This window comes from Dactylosporangium sp. McL0621, assembly GCF_049995355.1.
Lineage (GTDB): Bacteria > Actinomycetota > Actinomycetes > Mycobacteriales > Micromonosporaceae > Dactylosporangium.
The window spans coordinates 603,655-620,065 of the sequence record NZ_CP188259.1 but is presented as its reverse complement, the minus strand read 5'-3'; the positions used below and the strand labels follow the sequence as shown (position 1 = coordinate 620,065).

Genomic DNA, 16,411 nt, shown 5'->3' with positions numbered 1-16,411 from the left:
CTACTCCGCCGACCATTCGTAGAACGGCTTCGCCTCGGCGTCGCGCATCGTCGGCCACTGCGGGTCGTACGGCGTTATGAGCGTCGACATCTGCCGGTTCACCTCCTGGAACAAGGGGTGTTCACGGTTCTCGTACAGCCGCTGCCGGAACTCGCCGTCGGCCTCGACCAGGTGCAGGTAGAGGCCGCGGAAGCCGTACAGGGTCCGGCGTTGCGCGCCGATCTGCCGGGGCAGGTCGGTGCCGTCGTGCGCCGCGAACACCTCGGCGATCTTGGGCTCGTTGCCCTCCGGCAGGCGGCCGATCATCAGAATCTTGTGCTTCACGCCGCCATCGTGGCAGCGGCGCATGGAGCATCGATTGACTCCGACCGGACCGGGCGGCTCAAGGACGGCTCCAGAGTCGTCAAGGAATACTCCAGGGCCGCCATTTACGTTCCGCACATGGCCATTACCGCTTTCGATCGGCCCGGTTCCGGCCGGGCCGGATCGCGTCCACCCGATGTCCCGGACGGCTGCGGAGCCCTGCGCGCGGCGGCCCGGGAGCCGGTGGCCGCCGTGCTCGCCGCCGCCCTGCTGGAGCCCGTCGCCGATTCGGCCCGGCGGCGCTGCGACGCGGCCCTGGACGGCATCGTCGCGGCCGGTCCCCCGGCCGACCTCCGGGACCGGCTGGCCCTGCCGCTGGCCGCCGGCACCGTCGCCGACCTGCTCGGCGCCCCGGCCCACCGGCAGGCCCCGCTGCTCGCCTGGGTCCGCGGCGACCTGCCGGGCGAGGAGCTGCTGGCCGCGCTGCGCCACCTCGTCGCCTCGCCCGACGTGCTCGACAACGGCGTGCTCATCCACTGCATCCGCGGCATCCGGGCCGGCGCGCTCGACGCCGAGGAGCTCGTACGGGCCGCGACGGCCCTGCTGGCCACCGCGCCCGCGCTGGCGGACCGGCTCACCGCCGCCCTGACCGAGGCCGCACCGACCGGGGCGGGCGGGCCCGAGGAGACCGGGGCGGGCGGCCCCGAGGAGCTGCTCGGTGAGGCGCCGGTGCGGCTGGTCACGGAGATCGCCGAGCGGGCCACCGCGCGGCGCCTGCCCGGGCTCGCGCCGGTCCCCGGCGACGGGCGGCTGGTGACGTGGACGGAGGCGCGGCGATGACCCCGGAGACCGACTGCTGCGTGGTCGGCGGCGGACCGGCGGGCCTGTTCCTCGGGCTGCTGCTGGCCCGCTGCGGCGTGCGGGTCACGGTGCTGGAGAAGCACGGCGACTTCCTGCGCGACTTCCGCGGCGACACCGTGCACGCCTCGACGCTGCGCCTGCTCGACGAGCTGGGCCTCGGCGAGCGGTTCCAGAAGATCCCGCACCAGCGGCTGGACCGGGTGCGGGTCCAGCTCGACGGGGGCACGTTCGTGATGCCCGACTTCACGCGCCTGCCGCCGCCGTACTCGTACCTGGCCATGGCCCCGCAGTGGGACCTGCTGAACCTGCTCGCCGAGGCGGGCGCGGCCGAGCCAACGTTCCGGCTCGTCATGCGGGCCTCGGTGACCGGGCTGTGGGAGGACGGCGGGCGGGTGGCCGGCGTCGAGTACACCGACGCGGACGGGCAGACGCACCGGCTCGCGGCCGCGCTGACCGTGGCCTGCGACGGGCGCTCGTCGACCGTGCGGCGCCTGGCGGGGCTCGACGGCTTCCGGCAGAACTTCGGCGCCCCCGAGGACACCCTGTGGTTCCGGCTGCCCCGCTTCCCGGACGACCCGACCGGGCTGGTGATCCGCTTCTCCAACGGCCGGGGCATGGTGCTCGTCGACCGGGGCGACTACTGGCAGGTCGCGTACCTGATCCAGAAGGGCTCCTACGAGCGGCTGCGCACCCAGGACGTCGACGTGGTGCGGCGCACGGCCGTCGCCCTGCTGCCGTGGCTGGCGGGCCGGATGGGCGAGCTGGCCTCGTGGGACGACGTGCGCGTGCTCGACGTGCGCATCGACCGCCTGCGCCGGTGGTACACCCCGGGCGTGCTCTGCATCGGCGACGCCGCGCACGCCATGTCGCCGATCGCCGGGGTCGGCATCAACCTCGCCGTGCAGGACGCGGTGGCCACGGCCCGCATGCTCAGCGGGCCGCTCGCCGCCGGCCGGGTCCCGACCGTGCGGCAGCTCGCCGCGGTCCAGCGCCGCCGCTGGTGGCCGACGGTCGTCGTGCAGGGCCTGCAGCGGGTGATCCAGCGCGACGTGTACCCGGCCGACACCCCCGACGCCGAGCAGAACATCGGGCGCACCAATGCCCGGCCCGCGCCACCGATGCGGCTCATGCAGCGCTTCCCGGCGCTGGGCGGCCCGCCGGCCCGGCTGGTCGGGCTCGGCCTGGTGCGCGAACGCCCGCCACAGTCCGCACTGCGGACGCCATGAACCAACCAGTAGCAGAAGGAGATCGCATGACGGAACAGGAGACGGTCGAGGCGTTGATCCTCGCCGTGGGCGGCCGCCCGGACGACGTGCGCGCCGCCGTCGACCGCCTCGGGGCCGGGCCGGTCGCCGAGGCGGTCGTGGCGGAGCTCCGCTTCCGCGCCGCGCCCCCGGCCGACCTGCCCGAGGTCAACGTCCAGCTCGACCTGGTGCACGGCGAGCGCACGCTCGGGTTCGTCGTCACCCTGTCCGGCAAGGGCGCCACCGCCGACGCCGGGCAGGACCCGGACGCGCCGATGTGGGTGTCGTACGAGCTGGCCGACCTCGTGCGCGCGGTCTACGGCCCGTCCGGCGGCCGGGCCGGGCACACGCGGCGGGTGGAGCTGCGGCTCGGGCGCGACGAGTCCGGGCCGCCGAACCCGAAGGCGTACCTCGTGAAGCTCGAGCCGGTCTCGCGGGCCGTGCACGCGCTCTTCGGCGCCGTCGACCCGGCCGAGCCCGACCTCGGCGACCTGGCGGTGCGTTACGCCACCGACAAGTGGGGCGGCCTGCACTGGTTCACCCCGCACTACCAGCGCCACTTCAGCGAGCTGCGGGACGAGCCGGTCCGGCTGCTGGAGATCGGCATCGGCGGCTACGAGCAGCCACACCTGGGCGGCGGCTCGCTGCGCACGTGGAAGCGGTACTTCCGCCGGGGCCTGATCTACGGGCTGGACATCTTCGACAAGTCCGCGCACGACGAGCCCCGCATCACCACGCTGCGCGGCGACCAGAGTGACCCGGCGTACCTGCGGGAGATGGCCGAGCGCTACGGGCCCTTCGACATCATCGTCGACGACGGCAGCCACATCTCCGGGCACGTCCTGGTGTCGCTGCGCACGCTGCTGCCGTACGTGCGCCCCGGCGGCTACTACGTGGTCGAGGACCTGATGTTCTCGTACTTCCAGGGCTTCGGCGGCAGCCCGACCGACCTGAACTCGCCGGACACGTCGGTCGGCTTCCTCAAGACGCTCGCCGACGGCCTGCACTACGAGGACCGGCCCGGCCTCGACCCGGCGCAGGCGCGGTACTTCGACCGCAACATCGGCGCCGTGCACTTCTACCGCGGCGTGGCGGTCATCGAGAAGTCGGCCAACGCCGAGGGCTCCCTGCCGCCGTGGATCCCGCGCTCGGGGATGCCGCCACGCCCCGCGCAGTAGCCCGGACGACACGAAGGGGGCCCGCCGCTCGGCGGGCCCCCTTCTGTGCGTTCAGCGTGCGGCGGCCGCCTCGACGAGCGACTTGATCCGGCCCAGCTGCACCGCGCTGTTCTTGTTGATCCGCGCGGTCATGCCGGCGTCGTCGACGGGCGCGGACGGCTTCATCGCGAAGTCCTGCACCCAGCGCATCCGGACCCCGCCGGGCACCTCGGCGTAGTCCCAGTGGATGCGCATGTACTCGAACGGGCCGGTCTCCACCCGGTGCGCGCTGACCGTGCGGGCCGCCGGGTCCGGGGTGCGCTCCGACACCCAGCTCCAGACCCGGCCCTCCTCGTCGGGGTGCATGGTGAGGCGGAAGCGGATCGTCTCGCCCTCCCGCGCCAGCACCTCGGCCTCGGCGTACTCGCTGAACAGCTCCGGCCAGCCCGGCACGTCGTTTGTCATCTTCCACACCAGGTCCATCGGCGCGTCGATGACGATCTCGTTCTCGGTGTGTCCGGCCACGGCTCAGGCCGCCAGTCGGCCGGAGTGCAGCAGGTCGACCGTGGCCTGCAGGCTGGTCTCCTTCTCGACCAGGCCCTCGGGGATCTCCCGGCCGGTGCGCTGGGTCAGCCGGGCGGTGATCTCCAGTACCGCCAGCGAGTCCAGGCCGATCTCCTCGTACGTTGCGCTCGGCGCGGCGCCCTCCACGTCGACGCCCGCATCGGCGCCGGCCACTTCCCGGACGACCTGGCGCAGGTCGTCGACGGTGAACTCGGACATGGTCCGTCTCCCTTCCTCGAAATCAGACTGCGAAATCCCGTGAGAGCACCAGCGCCGCGTTGAACCCGCCGAAGCCGCGGGCCACCACGAGGGCGTGGCGCAGCGGGGCCGGCCGGGCCGTGCCGAGGACGAGGTCGAGCTCGTAGTCCCCGGCCGGCGCGGAGGTGCCGGTCGTCGGCGGGATCACCCCGTCGCGCAGGGCCAGCAGGGCCGTGGCGGTGTCCAGGGCCGAGCCGCCCGCGTAGAGCCGCCCGGTCATGGACTTGGGCGCCGTCACCGGCACCCCGCGCGGGCCGAAGACCGCGCGCAGCGCCTCCGCCTCGCGCCGGTCGGGCTCGGGCGCGCCGTGCGCGTCGGCGAAGACCACGCCGATGTCGCCCGGGCCGAGGCCGGCGTCGGCCAGGGCCAGCTCGATCGCCCGCCGCAGGCCCGGAGGGCGGGCGGAGCCGGGCGCCGGGTCGAACGTGGCGCCGTAGCCGGCAAGCCGGCCGTAGACGCGCGCGCCCCTCTCGGCGGCGGCCGCGGCGGACTCGAGGACCAGGATCGCGCCGCCCTCGCCCGGCACGTACCCGGCCGCCGCGGGGTCGAAGGGCCGGTACCGGCCGTCGCCGCTGAGCAGCCCGCTCGCGCCCTGGCAGACCAGCGCGTAAGGCGACAGCGGGGCCTCCGTGCCGCCGGTGAGCACGAGCCGCGAGCCGGTGCGCAGGGCCCGGCGGGCGTCGGCGATCGCGTCGAGGCCGCCCGCCTGCTCGGTCACCCGCACCCCGCAGGGGCCGCGCAGCCCGTGCCGGATCGACAGCTGGCCGGTGGTGGCGGCGTAGAACCAGGCGATCGACTGGTACACGCCGACGAACTGCGGCCCCTGCCCCCACAGCTTCTGGATCTCCTGCTGGCCGAACTCGTTGCCGCCGGACGAGCTGGCGGTGATGACGGCCAGCTCGTAGTCGGGCAGCTCGGCGAGGTCGACCCCGGCGTCGCGCAGCGCCAGCTCGGCGCCGCCGAAGGCCAGGTGCGTCCAGCGGTCGGTCTGCACCGCCAGCCGCCCCGGCACCCCCTCCTCCGCGGTGAACGCGGCGACCTGCCCGGCGACGCCCACCGGGAAGCCGCCGGGGTCGAAGCGGGTGATGGGCGCGATCCCGTCGCGGCCCTCCAGCGTCGCCGCCCAGTACCGCTCGTGCCCGACCCCGGTCGGCGCGACGATCCCCAGCCCGGTGAAGACCGCGTCCGCGCTCATGCCGCCACCGCCCGGTCGGCGGTGAGCACCACGGCGCTCTGGAAGCCGCCGAAGCCGCTGCCGACGCTCAGCACCGCGTCGACCCGCCGCTCGCGCGCGGTGAGCGGCACGTAGTCCAGGTCGCACTCGGGGTCGGCGTGGTGCAGGTTCGCGGTCGGCGGCACGACGTTGCGGTCGATCGCCAGCGCGCACGCGGCCAGCTCGATGGAGCCGATCGCGCCGAGGGAGTGCCCGACCATCGACTTGATCGAGCTGACCGGGGTGCGGTACGCGTGCCCGCCCAGGCTGTCCTTGAAGGCCGCGGTCTCGTGGCGGTCGTTCTGCTTGGTGCCCGAGCCGTGCGCGTTGATGTAGTCCACCGCCTCCGGGGCGAGGCGCGCCTCGTCGAGGGCCCGCCGGATCGCCTCGGCCATCTCGCGGCCGTCGGGCTTGAGGCCGGTCATGTGGTAGGCGTTGCTGCGGCTGGCGAATCCCGCGATCCGCCCGTACACGTGCGCGCCCCGCCGCCGCGCCGCCGCGGCCTCCTCGAGCACCAGCACGGCCGCGCCCTCGCCGAGCACGAACCCGTTGCGGGTGCGGTCGAACGGGCGCGAGGCGTGGGCCGGGTCGCCGTTGTCCGGCGAGGTGGCGCGGATGGCGTCGAAGCAGGCCACGGTGATCGGGGAGATCGGCGCGTCGGTCGCGCCGGCCAGGACGATGTCGGCCGCGCCCTCCTGGACCAGCCGGAAGCCGTGCCCGACCGCGTCGAGGCCGGAGGTGCACCCGGTGGAGGTGAGCGAGACCGGGCCCTCGGCCCCGGCCAACCACGCCACCTCGCGCGCGAGCGAGCTCGGCACCAGGTAGTCGTAGAGCTGCTCGATCGCCCGCGCGGGGTCCACCAGCCAGTTCCGGCCGCCGCCGCTGACCTCGACGTAGTGGTCCTCGAGCTTGATCGTGCAGCCGACCGCGCTGCCGATGCTCACCCCGACGCGCTCGGGCCGCACCTGGTCGAACTCCACCCCGCTGTCGCCGAGCGCCTCCCGCGCGGCCACCAGGGCGAACTGGGCGGCCCGGTCGAGCGTGCGCGCCTGCTCCGCGCTCAGCCCGTGCGCCGCCGGGTCGAAGTCGACCTCGGCGGCGATGCGCGAGCGGAAGCCCGCCGCGTCGAACAGCGAGATCGCACGGGTCGCGGTGCGGCCGGCGGTGAGCAGGTCCCAGAAGGCCTTGCGGCCCACGCCGCCGGGGGCGACCACGCCGATGCCGGTGACGACCACCTCGCGCCCGCTCATTCGGCCGGCGCCAGCCGCAAGGGAGCCTCGCCGGGGTTGGGCTGGGGCTCGGTGTCGACGTGGCCCAGCTCGGGGCGCGGCGCCAGCGGGCCGAGGTGGAAGACCACGAAGGCCTCCGTGGTGCCGCGGTTCTCGACCCGGTGCCGCGCCTCCCGGGCCACGAAGACGGACTCCTCCGGCCCGAGCTCGACCGGCTCGCCGTTGAGCCGCACGGTCACCTCGCCCCGCACGACGAAGAGGAACTCCTCCGAGTACGGGTGGTAGTGCTCCGAGACGAACTCGCCGGGCTGGAGCGTCAGCGCGCCCATGAAGCCCGAGGTGGCCCCGACGGTGGCCGGGCCGAGCAGGACCCGCAGGTCGCCGCCGCGGCGGCGGTTCGGGGTCGCGTCGGACAGGCGGACGGCCGGTGATGTGTTGTTCACGATCGATCTCCCCTTGCCGGGTCTCAGCTCGCGGGCGGCCGGTGCCATGCCTGCACCGGCGCCCGGCCTCGAACACGAGCGATCGTTCCAGCGGCCTCTGGACCAGCCCTCGCGGCGAACTTGAACGCGGGCCGCGCGGCCCCGGCCGGCCGCGCCGGGCGAGGGGCGGCGGTGCTGCTGGACCGGCCTGTTCCGAGGCAGTTCCCAGCCTGGACGTGGCGTTCGTCACGCGTTCGTCATAAGTCCAGGAGGGCGTCGCGCCGCTCCAGTTCGGCTCCAGTGCGGTTCTGCATATTCACAGGGGCGAACATATCGGGGAGGTATCAATGCGAGTCCTTTTCACATTGGCGGCCGCGGAGGCCCATCTGTATCCGCTCGTGCCGCTGGGCTGGGCCCTGCGGGCCGCCGGGCACTCGGTGCTGATGGCGACGAGCGCGGACTTCGTGCCGGCCGTGACCGCGACCGGGCTGCCGGTCGCGGCGGTGGCGGAGGAGGTCGACCTCGTCGGCTGGCTCCGTCCGCCGGGGCCGCCCCCGGGCGCCGCCCCGGCCGGGCCGCCCTCGCCGCCCTCGCCGGGTGAGATGGCCGCGCGCACCGGGCGGCGCTTCGGCGAGCTGGCGGTGCGGGCGCTGCCGGGCACGCGGGAGCTGGTCGGGCGGTGGCGGCCGGACCTGGTCGTCGCCGAGCCGGCCGAGTTCGCCGGCCCGGCGGCCGCGACCGAGGCCGGGCTCCCCTGGGTCCGGCACCAGTGGGGGCTGCCGCTGCGCCCGGAGCTGGCCGCGAACGGGGCCGAGGCGGTGGTCGCCGGGGGCGGCTCGTGGGCCGGGCCCGCGCGGACGCTCGACGTGTGCCCCGACAGCGTGCAGTACCCGGGCGTGGACGGCGGCCTGCGGATGCGCTACGTGCCGTTCAACGGCACCGCGGTCCTCGAGCCGTGGCTGCTGGAGGCCCCGACCCGCCCCCGCGTGCTGCTCACCCTGGGCACGATCCTGCCGCGCGACGAGCGCGCGGAGCCGCTGTGGCGCCGGCTGCTCGACCGGCTGACCGGGCTCGGGGCCGAGGTGCTCATCGCGGTGCCGGACCGGCACCGCGAGTCGCTCGGCCCGCTGCCGGACGGGGTGCGGGCGGGGCGGGTGCCGCTGTTCCAGGCCCTCGCCGGGTGCTCGATGATCGTGCACCACGGCGGCTCGGGCACGGCGATGACGGCGATGGCGGCCGGGGTGCCGCAGGTCATCCTGCCCCACTTCGCCGACCAGTTCGGCAACGCCGAGCGCTTCGCGGCCGTGGGCGCGGCCCGGGCGCTGGCGCCGCACGAGGCCACCGACGCCGAGCTGCGGGAGGCGTGCGAGGCGGTGCTGACCGACCCGCGCCACCGGCAGGCGGCCCGGGCCGTGGCGGCCGAGAACGCGGCCGCGCCCGACCCGCACGAAATTGCCGGGCGACTGCCGGCGGAGTTTGCGGCGGTACCGAACTGAGGTTTCAAAGAATATACGCACGGCAATGTCTTGCAATGCAAATTCGTAGTACGCAACTTGGCGGAAGTACCCTGACCAGGCGATACATCCCCAGGGCCGCCGGACCCGCATAAAGACCCACGGAGGTGTAATCTCGGCCTACGATAGAGAAATGTCAATTTCGTGACATTGTTGAACGCGCACCAACCACGGGGAGTTTTCGTGCATTTTCGCGTCCTGGGCCCTCTGGAGGTCGAGCACAACGGGAAAGACCTGACACCACGGGCCGCTAAGCAACGCAAGGTCCTGGCGGCACTGTTGCTGCAGGGCAACCGCCCGGTCAAGATCTCCGAGCTCATCCGCGAGCTCTGGGACGACGAGCCGCCGGCGAGCGCGGTGAACACGCTGCAGACCTACGTCCTGCGCATCCGGCGCATGCTCGACGCCGCGGCGGCCGACGGCACCCGCCCTTCGGGCAAGAACGTCCTGCTCACCGCGCCGGTCGGATATCAGTTCCGGCTCGGGCACGGCCAGCTCGACCTGCACGACTTCGAGCGGCTCTCGGAGGCCGGCATCGAGGCCATGCAGCACGACCAGTTCCACATCGCGGCCATGCAGTTCCGGGCCGCGCTCGAGCGCTCACGCGGGCCGGCGCTCGCCGACGTGCAGACCGGGCCACTGCTCAGCGTCCACGTGGCCCGCCTGGCCGAGCAGGTGCTGCGGGTGCGCGAGCTGCGGATCGAGGCCAACCTGCGCCTCGGGCGTCACGCCATGCTGATCAGCGAGCTGACCGGCCTGGTGGCGGAGCACCCGACCCACGAACGGTTCCACGGCCAGCTCATGGTCGCCCTCTACACGGCAGGCCGGCGCGCGGAGGCGCTGGACCTCTTCCGCCGGCTGCGCGCCTCGATGGTGCGCGAGCTCGGCCTCGAACCGGCCGACTGGCTCACGCGGCTGCAGCACGCGATCCTCACCGGGGATTCGGGCCCCCTGAACCCGGTGGCGACGCCCGCCTATCAGGCCGCCTCGTCCTGGTGACCACGGATCATCGCAGATCCGTCGTAGTCCGCAATTCCCACCCGGGGTCGTGAAGCGCGCGATTGCCAATAAATCGGGCACCGGAGAAAGGACTCAGGGCACCGTTCCTCATCAATGAGGACGGTGCCCCGGCGGGTTTTACGGGAGTGGCGGGTCAGGCCATCAGCAGCTTGACCTGCTCGGCCTGCGGGCCCTTCTGACCCTGCGCGATCTCGAACTCGACCCGCTGTCCGTCCTCCAGCGACTTGTAGCCGTCCATCTGAATCGCGGAGAAGTGGACGAACACGTCCTGCCCCCCGTCGACCGCGATGAACCCGTAGCCCTTCTCGCTGTTGAACCACTTGACGGTGCCCTGTGCCACGGTGCACTTCCTCTACTTCGGTCCTACTGCCTTCCGGCTGGCTGTGGGGACCAGCCCGGGCCTGCCGACCCACAGCCGCCGGGTCCGGGGGTGGAACCGACGAAGGAACGACGACCGAACCGCACGGTACAGGAGTGAACCGACCGCCGACAGGCCCAAATCGGACAGCAAGGTCACGAATCAAACAGTACGAAAAGGTCGCCGAGCATGCCTTCTCGGCGACCTTTCCTTGCCGGGTCAAGCATCGCCCGGCGACTACGTGTTGGTAACTTTCGGCGCTACACGTGACGGCGTGACTGAACCACGCGGAAGCGGCTCGCGACGTAGGCCGCGTCGGTCAGCGCGGCATTGGCCGCCGGATTGGCGCCGCTGGCGTGGAAGTCGGAAAACGCCGCCGACTGGTTCACGAAGACGCCACCCGTAAGGTTGACTGACAGATGCACACCAGCAAGTAGAGCGGCCTCTTCCATGGAGTCGAGGACCTCCGGCGATGTCGAATACACCGAAGCGGTCAATGCGCCCTTCTTGCCGACGGTGTCGGCAAAGATCCGCAAACTGCCCGCCGTGGAATCGGTGGCGACAACGAAGGAAATGGGCCCGAACCACTCCGATCCATAGGTTTGCTCATCGCCCGCGCCGAGTTTCCGGATGAGCGGAGTGCGGACTGTCGCCGACTCATAAGCGGGGTGTGAAACGTCTGAGGATTCGAGTACTCCGTCGCCGATCGCCGCGGCTTTCTGGAGCCTTTCCAGAACGCCCTCGTTCACGATTGCGCCGGTGAGTTCCACGCCCTTGGCGGGGTCGGCGGTGAGCGCCGAGACGGCCCCGGCAATGCCCTGGGCGACGTCGTCGAGGCTCTTGTGCCCCTCGTTCGTGGCGATGCCCCCGGCGGGCACGAGAATGTTCTGCGGAGTGGTGCACATCTGCCCGGAGTACAACACCAACGAGAACCCGATGTTGCGGCACATTCCGGCGAAGTCGTCGGTCGAGTCGACCACCACGGTGTTGACGCCGGCCTTCTCGGTGTAGACCACGGCCTGGCGGGCGTTGTCCTCCAGCCAGTCGCCGAACTCGGTCGAGCCGGTGAAGTCGATGATGCGCACCTCGGGGCGCAGGGCCAGCGTCTTGGCCAGCCCCTCGCCGGGCGCCTCGGCGGCCAGCAGCACGAGGTTGGGGTCGAAGCCGGCGTCGGCGAGCGTCTCGCGGGCGATCTTCACGGTGATGGCCAGGGGCAGGACGGCCCGGGGGTGCGGCTTGACGATCACGGGGTTGCCCGTGACCAGCGACGCGAAGAAGCCCGGGTACGAGTTCCAGGTCGGGAACGTGTTGCAGCCGACGACCAGGGCGGCCCCGCGCGGTACGACATGGAAGGTCTTGGCCATGTGCAGCGTCTGCCCCTTGCCGGCGGGCTTCTGCCAGTCGGCGGTGGCCGGGGTGCGCGTCATCTCGCGGTAGGCGTAGGCGACCGCCTCGAGCGCCCGGTCGAACGCGTGCGGCGCGCCGGCCTGGAACGCCATGACGAAGGCCTGGCCGGTGGTGGCGTGCACGGCGTTGGCGAGCTCGAACGCGGCCTTGTGCAGCCGCGCCAGGATCTCCAGGGCGACGCCGGCACGGGCCCGGGGGCCGGCCGCGCGCCACGCGGGCATGCCCTCGGCGAGCGCGGCGAACGCGGTGTCGAGGTCGAGGTGGGGGTAGCGCACGTCGAGCGCGATGCCGAAGGGCGAGGTCTCGGTCGCGACCCAGTCGGTGATGCCGGGCTGGTCCTTGAGCGGGAAGTCGGTGCCGAGGTAGGCCCGGAACGCGGCCTCGCCGTCGGCGGCCGCGTGCTCGCCGTAGATGCGGGGGCTGGGCGACTCGGGGTAGTTGGACCAGTACGCACGCTCGGCGATCGCGGTCAGCGCCCGCTCCAGCGTGTCGGCGTGGCTGGCGAACATGGGGTGTGAGTTCTCCATGGCGCCATCCTGCCACCGCGGAGCGGGCCCGCCGACCATCTGACGAGTTCCCGCGGCCGGGCAACCCCGGGGTGATCTCAGGGTGCGATCGCACCCTGCCAGTTCGCCCAGTGATCGGCGAAGCGGAAGCCCATCGCCTCGTTGATGGCGATCATGTAGGAGTTGTCGGCCGCGTTGAAGGTGTCGATCGTGGTCACCGCCGGCTCGGCCGCGCGCATCGCCCGCAGGTTGGCGACCTTGGCCACGAGCCCGAGGCGGTGGCCGCGGTGCGCGGGGTGCACGAGGGTGATCAGCTGCCAGGCGTGCCAGCCGACGGTGCGGGTGACCCGGATCGCCGTCCACGCCACCAGCCGGCCGGTCGCCTCGTGCACCAGGCCGGCCTCGTAGCGCCGCGCCCCCCACGCGACGAACGCCGCCTGCTGGGTGCGGAGCCGCTCGGCGTCGACCCGCTCCGGCTGGTAGTCCAGCTCGCCCATCGGGGTCTCCTCCAGGAAGGAGCTGTCCAGCGCGGCGAGGTCCTCCACGTACTCCTCCGGCAGGGTGGCGCCCCAGTGCACGAGGGCGTACCCGGCGGACTTGGCGACGCCCTCGGCGTACAGCCGGTCGAGCGTGCCCTCGTCGACGTCGGCGAGCAGCAGCCGGCGCCGCGCGTCGAGCAGGCGGTTGGTCACCCCGGCGGCCTCGGCGAACCCGCTGGGGCCGGCCGCGACCGGGCTGAAGCCGAGCACGCCGGTGCGGCCGTCGGCGCGGGCGGCGGCGGTCGCGTGGGCGAAGAGGGCCCGGCCGATGCCCCGGCGGCGGTGGGCCGGGTGCACCCGGACGTCGACGTGGGCCTTGTCGAGGTTGTCGTGGCGGGGCAGGTCGAGCTCGGCGACGCCGACCGGCTCGTCGCCGTGCCGGGCGAGGAAGCGGCGGCGGACCGCGCGCGGCGGCGGTATCAGCCACTGCATGTCGTACTGGTAGCGGCAGTTCGGCGGCAGGTCCGGCAGGTCAGCCCGGACGGACTCGTTGACGATCTCGAACACCGCGTCGACGGCCGCCGGGTCGTCGGCGCGCACTTCGTCGATCTCGAGTGTTGATTGGGCCATGCCCGCCAGGGTGGCTCCGGGCGAGCGGCCACGGCAAACCATTTATGCCCGGAAATTGGTCGAGAGGACGCTCGCCAACACCTCCGGTGTTGTGGTCGCGGACCCAGGGGTCCGAGGCGACGCGTCCTCCCGCACCGAGCATCCTGAACCCCGGGCCCTGGGGCGTCAAGTCACCCATCCGACGATCCGCGCACCGCCGATCACGCTCAGTATCGACCGCCTCCCCCGCTCGGACGAGGTGGTCCTCGTCCGAGCGTGGAAGCGCTCTCCGCAGTTCAACGCTCGGTGATCGCCCCAGTTAAAAAATCATCCGAGGAGGCCGGCCTCACGGGCCGCCTTGAGCGACGGCTTGACCCGGTGCGTGGGGCCGACCAGGCCGGCGACCGCGTCGAGGGTCTTGAGGCCGTCGCCGGTGTTGAAGATGACCGTCTCCGCGTTCGGGTCGAGCCGGCCCGACTCGACGAGCTTCTTGAGCACCGCGGCGGTGACCCCGCCGGCCGTCTCGGCGAAGACGCCGGCGGTGCGGGCCAGCAGCTGGATGCCGGCGCGGATCTCGTCGTCGCCGGCGTACTCCATCCAGCCGCCGGTGCGCCGCACGGACTCCAGCGCATAGACCCCGGCCGCCGGGTCGCCGATGTTGAGCGACTTGGCGATGCCGGTCGGCTTGACCGGGATGATTTCGTCGGTACCGTCGTGCAGCGCCTTGGCGATCGGGTTGCACCCGGCCGACTGGGCGCCGAACACCTTCCACTCGGTCGCCGGGACGAGCCCGATCTCGACCAGCTCGGTGAACGCTTTGTCGATCTTGGTGAGCAGCTCGCCGCTGGCCATCGGGATGACCACCTGGGCCGGGATGCGCCAGCCGAGCTGCTCGGCCACCTCGTACCCGAGGGTCTTGGAGCCCTCGGCGTAGAACGGCCGCACGTTCACGTTGACGAACGCGGTGTCCTCGAACTCGTCGGTCTCGGTGAGCTCCGAGCACAGGCGGTTGACCTCGTCGTAGGAGCCCTCGATGGCGACCAGCTCGCCGCCGTACACCGCGGTCATGACGACCTTGCCGGGCTCCAGGTCGGCTGGGATGAACACGGTCGAGGGCACGCCGGCCCGCGCGGCATGCGCGGCGACGCTGTTGGCGAGGTTGCCGGTGGACGCGCAGGAGTACCGCGTGAAGCCCAGCGCCTTGGCCGCGGTCAGCGCCACGGAGACGACGCGGTCCTTGAACGAGTGGGTCGGGTTGGCCGAGTCGTCCTTGACGTACAGCGGCGCGGTGAACCCGAGCTCCTTGCCCAGCCCGTCGGCGCGCACCAGCGGGGTGAGGCCCGGGTCGAGGGTCACGCGGCTCTCCGGGTCGATCCCGACGGGCAGCAGCGGCGCGTAGCGCCAGATGTTCTGGGGGCCCGCCTCGATCTGCTCCCGGGTCACCTTGGCCAGCGCCTCGGCGTCGTAGCCGACCTCCAGCGGGCCGAAACACTCGTAACACGCGTGCTGCGCGGCGAGCGGGAAGGTGGCCCCACATCCGCGGCAGACGAGGTTGCGGGCGGGTGAGCCGGTGAAGACGCTGAGCGTCGAGGTCATGGCGGAGGCCTTCCTCTCATCTTTCCCAGGCCGCACGGGCGTGCGCCGGGACGGATTTGGCACCTACCGCGACGAGCCTCGTCTTCGAGCAGCGCGTCGCAGGGGTTGCCGGGGCTTCATCGGGCCGTATCCCTCTGCCCCTCTGGATGAGGTATTGAGTTGTGATGTGGTGCTCACACGAGTGTAAGGGGCACCACCGTCCGCCGGGTATGAGTCATCTCACGAGGTGGGCGCGGCTAGCGTTCACTCATGCACCCGATCGCGGCGGACTGGTTCGCGCGGCGCACCTCCCGCTGGTCCGACTGGCCGGCCGACGAGGTGCTCGCGGCGAAGGGCGACACCCGGGTCAGCGTGGTGATGCCCGCCCTCGACGAGGAGCCGACGGTCGGGGAGATCGTCACCGGGGTGCGCTCCCTGGGCCCCATCGTCGACGAGCTGATCGTGGTCGACTCCGGCTCGGTGGACCGCACCGCCGAGGTCGCCGCGGCCGCGGGCGCCACCGTGCACCACCGCGACGACATCCTCCCGGCGACCGGCTCCCGGCCGGGCAAGGGTGAGGTGCTGTGGAAGGCCCTCGCGGTCACCAAGGGCGACATCCTGGTGTACGTCGACGCCGACCTCACCGACTTCCGCCCGCACTTCGTGACGGGCCTGCTGGGCCCGCTGCTGGCCGACCCGGCCACGCTGATGGTGAAGGCGTTCTACGACCGGCCCCTGCTCGACGTCTCCGCGGCCGGCGGCGGCCGGGTGACCGAACTGGCCGCCCGCCCGCTGCTCAACGCGCACTTCCCGGAGCTCGCGGGCGTGGTCCAGCCGCTGGCCGGCGAGTACGCGGCCCGGCGGACCCTGCTCGAGTCGCTGCCGTTCGCGGCCGGCTACGGCGTGGAGACGGGCCTGCTCGTCGACGCCTGGCGCGCGCACGGCCTCGACGCGGTCGCCCAGGTCGACCTGGGCCAGCGCACCCACGGCCACCAGGACACGGCCGCCCTGGGCCGCATGGCCGCCACGATCCTGCAGACGATCAACGCCCGCATCTCCCCGAGCCACGCCCTCTGGCCGACGCTGACGCAGTTCGAGCGCCGGAACTCCGCGGTGGTACCCCACGAGACGCCGGTCGCCCATCCGGACCGCCCCCCGATGCGGACCGTCCCGGGCTACGCCGCCTCGGCCTGATCCGCGGGGACGAAGCGCCACAGCTGGGCCGTCGCGGTACCGGCGCCCAGGATCGCCAGGATCAGCGCGCCCCACTCGGCGCTCAGCAGCCACCACGGCGTGTCGATTATCGCGACCGGGGCCTCGCCGGTCAGGGAGCCCACCACGAGGACCACCGTGACGAGCAGCATGAGGACCAGCAGCAGGACCGACGTCAGCCGCAGGACCCAGGCGCCCGTGCGGCCGCCGAGCCGGGCCAGGGCCGCGCTGCCCGCCGCCACCGTCGCGCCGAACGCGCTCGCGATCGCGCCGATCAGGGTGAAGATCTTCGCGGTCTGCGCTTCCACCGGGCCCTTGGTGAGGTTCGAGCTCTCGGCGAAGTGCGTCCACTGGAAGATGTGGTCCTGGTCGTAGTACAGCCCGGCCGCGAGGGCGGCGAGCCCGGCGGCGAGGACGCACGCGCCGGCTAAGGCGGAGATCCGCATGGACGGGCACCCTACCCGCCGGTAGGGGCCCGTC

15 protein-coding genes, 1 pseudogene and 1 riboswitch are annotated in these 16,411 nt (G+C 72.8%); of the genes and pseudogenes, 6 read left to right on the top strand and 10 right to left on the bottom strand.

Annotation, left to right across the window (positions count from 1 at the left end; translation table 11 throughout):
- Positions 1 to 324 carry a TcmI family type II polyketide cyclase gene (locus ACPPVO_RS02840; RefSeq protein ID WP_426509754.1) on the bottom strand — a complete coding sequence of 108 codons (324 nt, stop codon included), beginning with the start codon at positions 322 to 324 and terminating at the stop codon, positions 1 to 3.
- A 117-nt stretch (positions 325 to 441) separates the two neighbouring features.
- Here ACPPVO_RS02840 and ACPPVO_RS02835 point away from each other — a divergent pair, with 117 nt between their 5' ends.
- The 3 genes from ACPPVO_RS02835 to ACPPVO_RS02825 are packed head-to-tail and all read left to right on the top strand — an operon-like array spanning position 442 to position 3,586.
- Complete coding sequence (locus ACPPVO_RS02835; RefSeq protein WP_426509753.1) at positions 442 to 1,143, top strand: hypothetical protein; 702 nt, start codon at positions 442 to 444, stop codon at positions 1,141 to 1,143.
- On the top strand, positions 1,140 to 2,390 hold the full coding sequence (locus ACPPVO_RS02830; RefSeq protein WP_426509752.1) for an FAD-dependent oxidoreductase: 1,251 nt from the start codon (positions 1,140 to 1,142) through the stop codon (positions 2,388 to 2,390). The genes ACPPVO_RS02835 and ACPPVO_RS02830 overlap by 4 nt, the downstream gene beginning before the upstream one ends.
- A gap of 26 nt (positions 2,391 to 2,416) precedes the next feature.
- On the top strand, positions 2,417 to 3,586 hold the full coding sequence (locus ACPPVO_RS02825) for a class I SAM-dependent methyltransferase (RefSeq protein WP_426509751.1): 1,170 nt from the start codon (positions 2,417 to 2,419) through the stop codon (positions 3,584 to 3,586).
- A gap of 51 nt (positions 3,587 to 3,637) precedes the next feature.
- Here the strand turns inward: ACPPVO_RS02825 and ACPPVO_RS02820 are convergent.
- From ACPPVO_RS02820 to ACPPVO_RS02805, 4 genes and pseudogenes are all read right to left on the bottom strand, one after another.
- A pseudogene (locus ACPPVO_RS02820) lies at positions 3,638 to 4,348 on the bottom strand (SRPBCC family protein).
- 22 nt (positions 4,349 to 4,370) lie between these two features.
- The gene (locus tag ACPPVO_RS02815; RefSeq protein ID WP_426509750.1) at positions 4,371 to 5,582 is read right to left on the bottom strand and encodes a ketosynthase chain-length factor; all 1,212 of its coding nucleotides are present in this window, start codon (positions 5,580 to 5,582) and stop codon (positions 4,371 to 4,373) included.
- Entirely contained in the window at positions 5,579 to 6,850 is a 1,272-nt protein-coding gene (locus tag ACPPVO_RS02810) for a beta-ketoacyl-[acyl-carrier-protein] synthase family protein (protein ID WP_426509749.1), read from the bottom strand. The genes ACPPVO_RS02815 and ACPPVO_RS02810 overlap by 4 nt, the downstream gene beginning before the upstream one ends.
- Positions 6,847 to 7,275 carry a cupin domain-containing protein gene (locus tag ACPPVO_RS02805; RefSeq protein WP_426514506.1) on the bottom strand — a complete coding sequence of 143 codons (429 nt, stop codon included), beginning with the start codon at positions 7,273 to 7,275 and terminating at the stop codon, positions 6,847 to 6,849. The genes ACPPVO_RS02810 and ACPPVO_RS02805 overlap by 4 nt, the downstream gene beginning before the upstream one ends.
- Positions 7,276 to 7,598: 323 nt before the next feature.
- Between ACPPVO_RS02805 and ACPPVO_RS02800 the strand changes: the two genes are divergently transcribed.
- Together ACPPVO_RS02800 and ACPPVO_RS02795 are read left to right on the top strand one after the other, a co-directional pair.
- Positions 7,599 to 8,747, top strand: a complete 1,149-nt coding sequence (locus ACPPVO_RS02800) for a nucleotide disphospho-sugar-binding domain-containing protein (RefSeq protein WP_426509748.1) — start codon at positions 7,599 to 7,601, stop codon at positions 8,745 to 8,747.
- Between the two features lie 201 nt (positions 8,748 to 8,948).
- Entirely contained in the window at positions 8,949 to 9,764 is an 816-nt protein-coding gene (locus ACPPVO_RS02795) for an AfsR/SARP family transcriptional regulator (protein WP_426509747.1), read from the top strand.
- Positions 9,765 to 9,918: 154 nt separating this feature from the next.
- On the opposite strand, the gene ACPPVO_RS02790 is transcribed toward ACPPVO_RS02795, so the two are convergent.
- The 4 genes from ACPPVO_RS02790 to thrC form a co-directional block, all read right to left on the bottom strand.
- Positions 9,919 to 10,125 carry a cold-shock protein gene (locus ACPPVO_RS02790; RefSeq protein ID WP_360366748.1) on the bottom strand — a complete coding sequence of 69 codons (207 nt, stop codon included), beginning with the start codon at positions 10,123 to 10,125 and terminating at the stop codon, positions 9,919 to 9,921.
- Positions 10,126 to 10,403: 278 nt separating this feature from the next.
- On the bottom strand, positions 10,404 to 12,077 hold the full coding sequence (gene paaN, locus ACPPVO_RS02785; protein ID WP_426509746.1) for a phenylacetic acid degradation protein PaaN: 1,674 nt from the start codon (positions 12,075 to 12,077) through the stop codon (positions 10,404 to 10,406).
- A 77-nt stretch (positions 12,078 to 12,154) separates the two neighbouring features.
- The gene (locus ACPPVO_RS02780; RefSeq protein ID WP_426509745.1) at positions 12,155 to 13,165 is read right to left on the bottom strand and encodes a GNAT family N-acetyltransferase; all 1,011 of its coding nucleotides are present in this window, start codon (positions 13,163 to 13,165) and stop codon (positions 12,155 to 12,157) included.
- Between the two features lie 306 nt (positions 13,166 to 13,471).
- Positions 13,472 to 14,740 carry a threonine synthase gene (gene thrC, locus ACPPVO_RS02775; protein ID WP_426509744.1) on the bottom strand — a complete coding sequence of 423 codons (1,269 nt, stop codon included), beginning with the start codon at positions 14,738 to 14,740 and terminating at the stop codon, positions 13,472 to 13,474.
- A 13-nt stretch (positions 14,741 to 14,753) separates the two neighbouring features.
- Positions 14,754 to 14,893: riboswitch (SAM riboswitch) on the bottom strand.
- Between the two features lie 96 nt (positions 14,894 to 14,989).
- Here thrC and ACPPVO_RS02770 point away from each other — a divergent pair.
- Entirely contained in the window at positions 14,990 to 15,913 is a 924-nt protein-coding gene (locus ACPPVO_RS02770) for a glucosyl-3-phosphoglycerate synthase (protein ID WP_426509743.1), read from the top strand.
- Here ACPPVO_RS02770 and ACPPVO_RS02765 read toward each other — a convergent pair.
- Positions 15,895 to 16,377: a hypothetical protein gene (locus ACPPVO_RS02765; RefSeq protein WP_426509742.1), complete on the bottom strand. Its 483-nt coding sequence runs from the start codon at positions 16,375 to 16,377 to the stop codon at positions 15,895 to 15,897. The two genes, ACPPVO_RS02770 and ACPPVO_RS02765, sit on opposite strands and share 19 nt — an antisense overlap.
- Positions 16,378 to 16,411 lie beyond the last annotated feature (34 nt).

What these genes read in the sequence shown, in the direction of transcription:
- ACPPVO_RS02810 (WP_426509749.1), bottom strand. Translation starts at nt 6,850, where the DNA reads ATGAGCGGGCGCGAGGTGGTCGTCACCGGCATCGGCGTGGTCGCCCCC.
- ACPPVO_RS02835 (WP_426509753.1), top strand. Translation starts at nt 442, where the DNA reads ATGGCCATTACCGCTTTCGATCGGCCCGGTTCCGGCCGGGCCGGATCG.
- ACPPVO_RS02800 (WP_426509748.1), top strand. Translation starts at nt 7,599, where the DNA reads ATGCGAGTCCTTTTCACATTGGCGGCCGCGGAGGCCCATCTGTATCCG.
- ACPPVO_RS02780 (WP_426509745.1), bottom strand. Translation starts at nt 13,165, where the DNA reads ATGGCCCAATCAACACTCGAGATCGACGAAGTGCGCGCCGACGACCCG.
- paaN (WP_426509746.1), bottom strand. Translation starts at nt 12,077, where the DNA reads ATGGAGAACTCACACCCCATGTTCGCCAGCCACGCCGACACGCTGGAG.
- ACPPVO_RS02815 (WP_426509750.1), bottom strand. Translation starts at nt 5,582, where the DNA reads ATGAGCGCGGACGCGGTCTTCACCGGGCTGGGGATCGTCGCGCCGACC.
- ACPPVO_RS02770 (WP_426509743.1), top strand. Translation starts at nt 14,990, where the DNA reads ATGCACCCGATCGCGGCGGACTGGTTCGCGCGGCGCACCTCCCGCTGG.
- ACPPVO_RS02825 (WP_426509751.1), top strand. Translation starts at nt 2,417, where the DNA reads ATGACGGAACAGGAGACGGTCGAGGCGTTGATCCTCGCCGTGGGCGGC.
- ACPPVO_RS02765 (WP_426509742.1), bottom strand. Translation starts at nt 16,377, where the DNA reads ATGCGGATCTCCGCCTTAGCCGGCGCGTGCGTCCTCGCCGCCGGGCTC.
- thrC (WP_426509744.1), bottom strand. Translation starts at nt 14,740, where the DNA reads ATGACCTCGACGCTCAGCGTCTTCACCGGCTCACCCGCCCGCAACCTC.
- ACPPVO_RS02830 (WP_426509752.1), top strand. Translation starts at nt 1,140, where the DNA reads ATGACCCCGGAGACCGACTGCTGCGTGGTCGGCGGCGGACCGGCGGGC.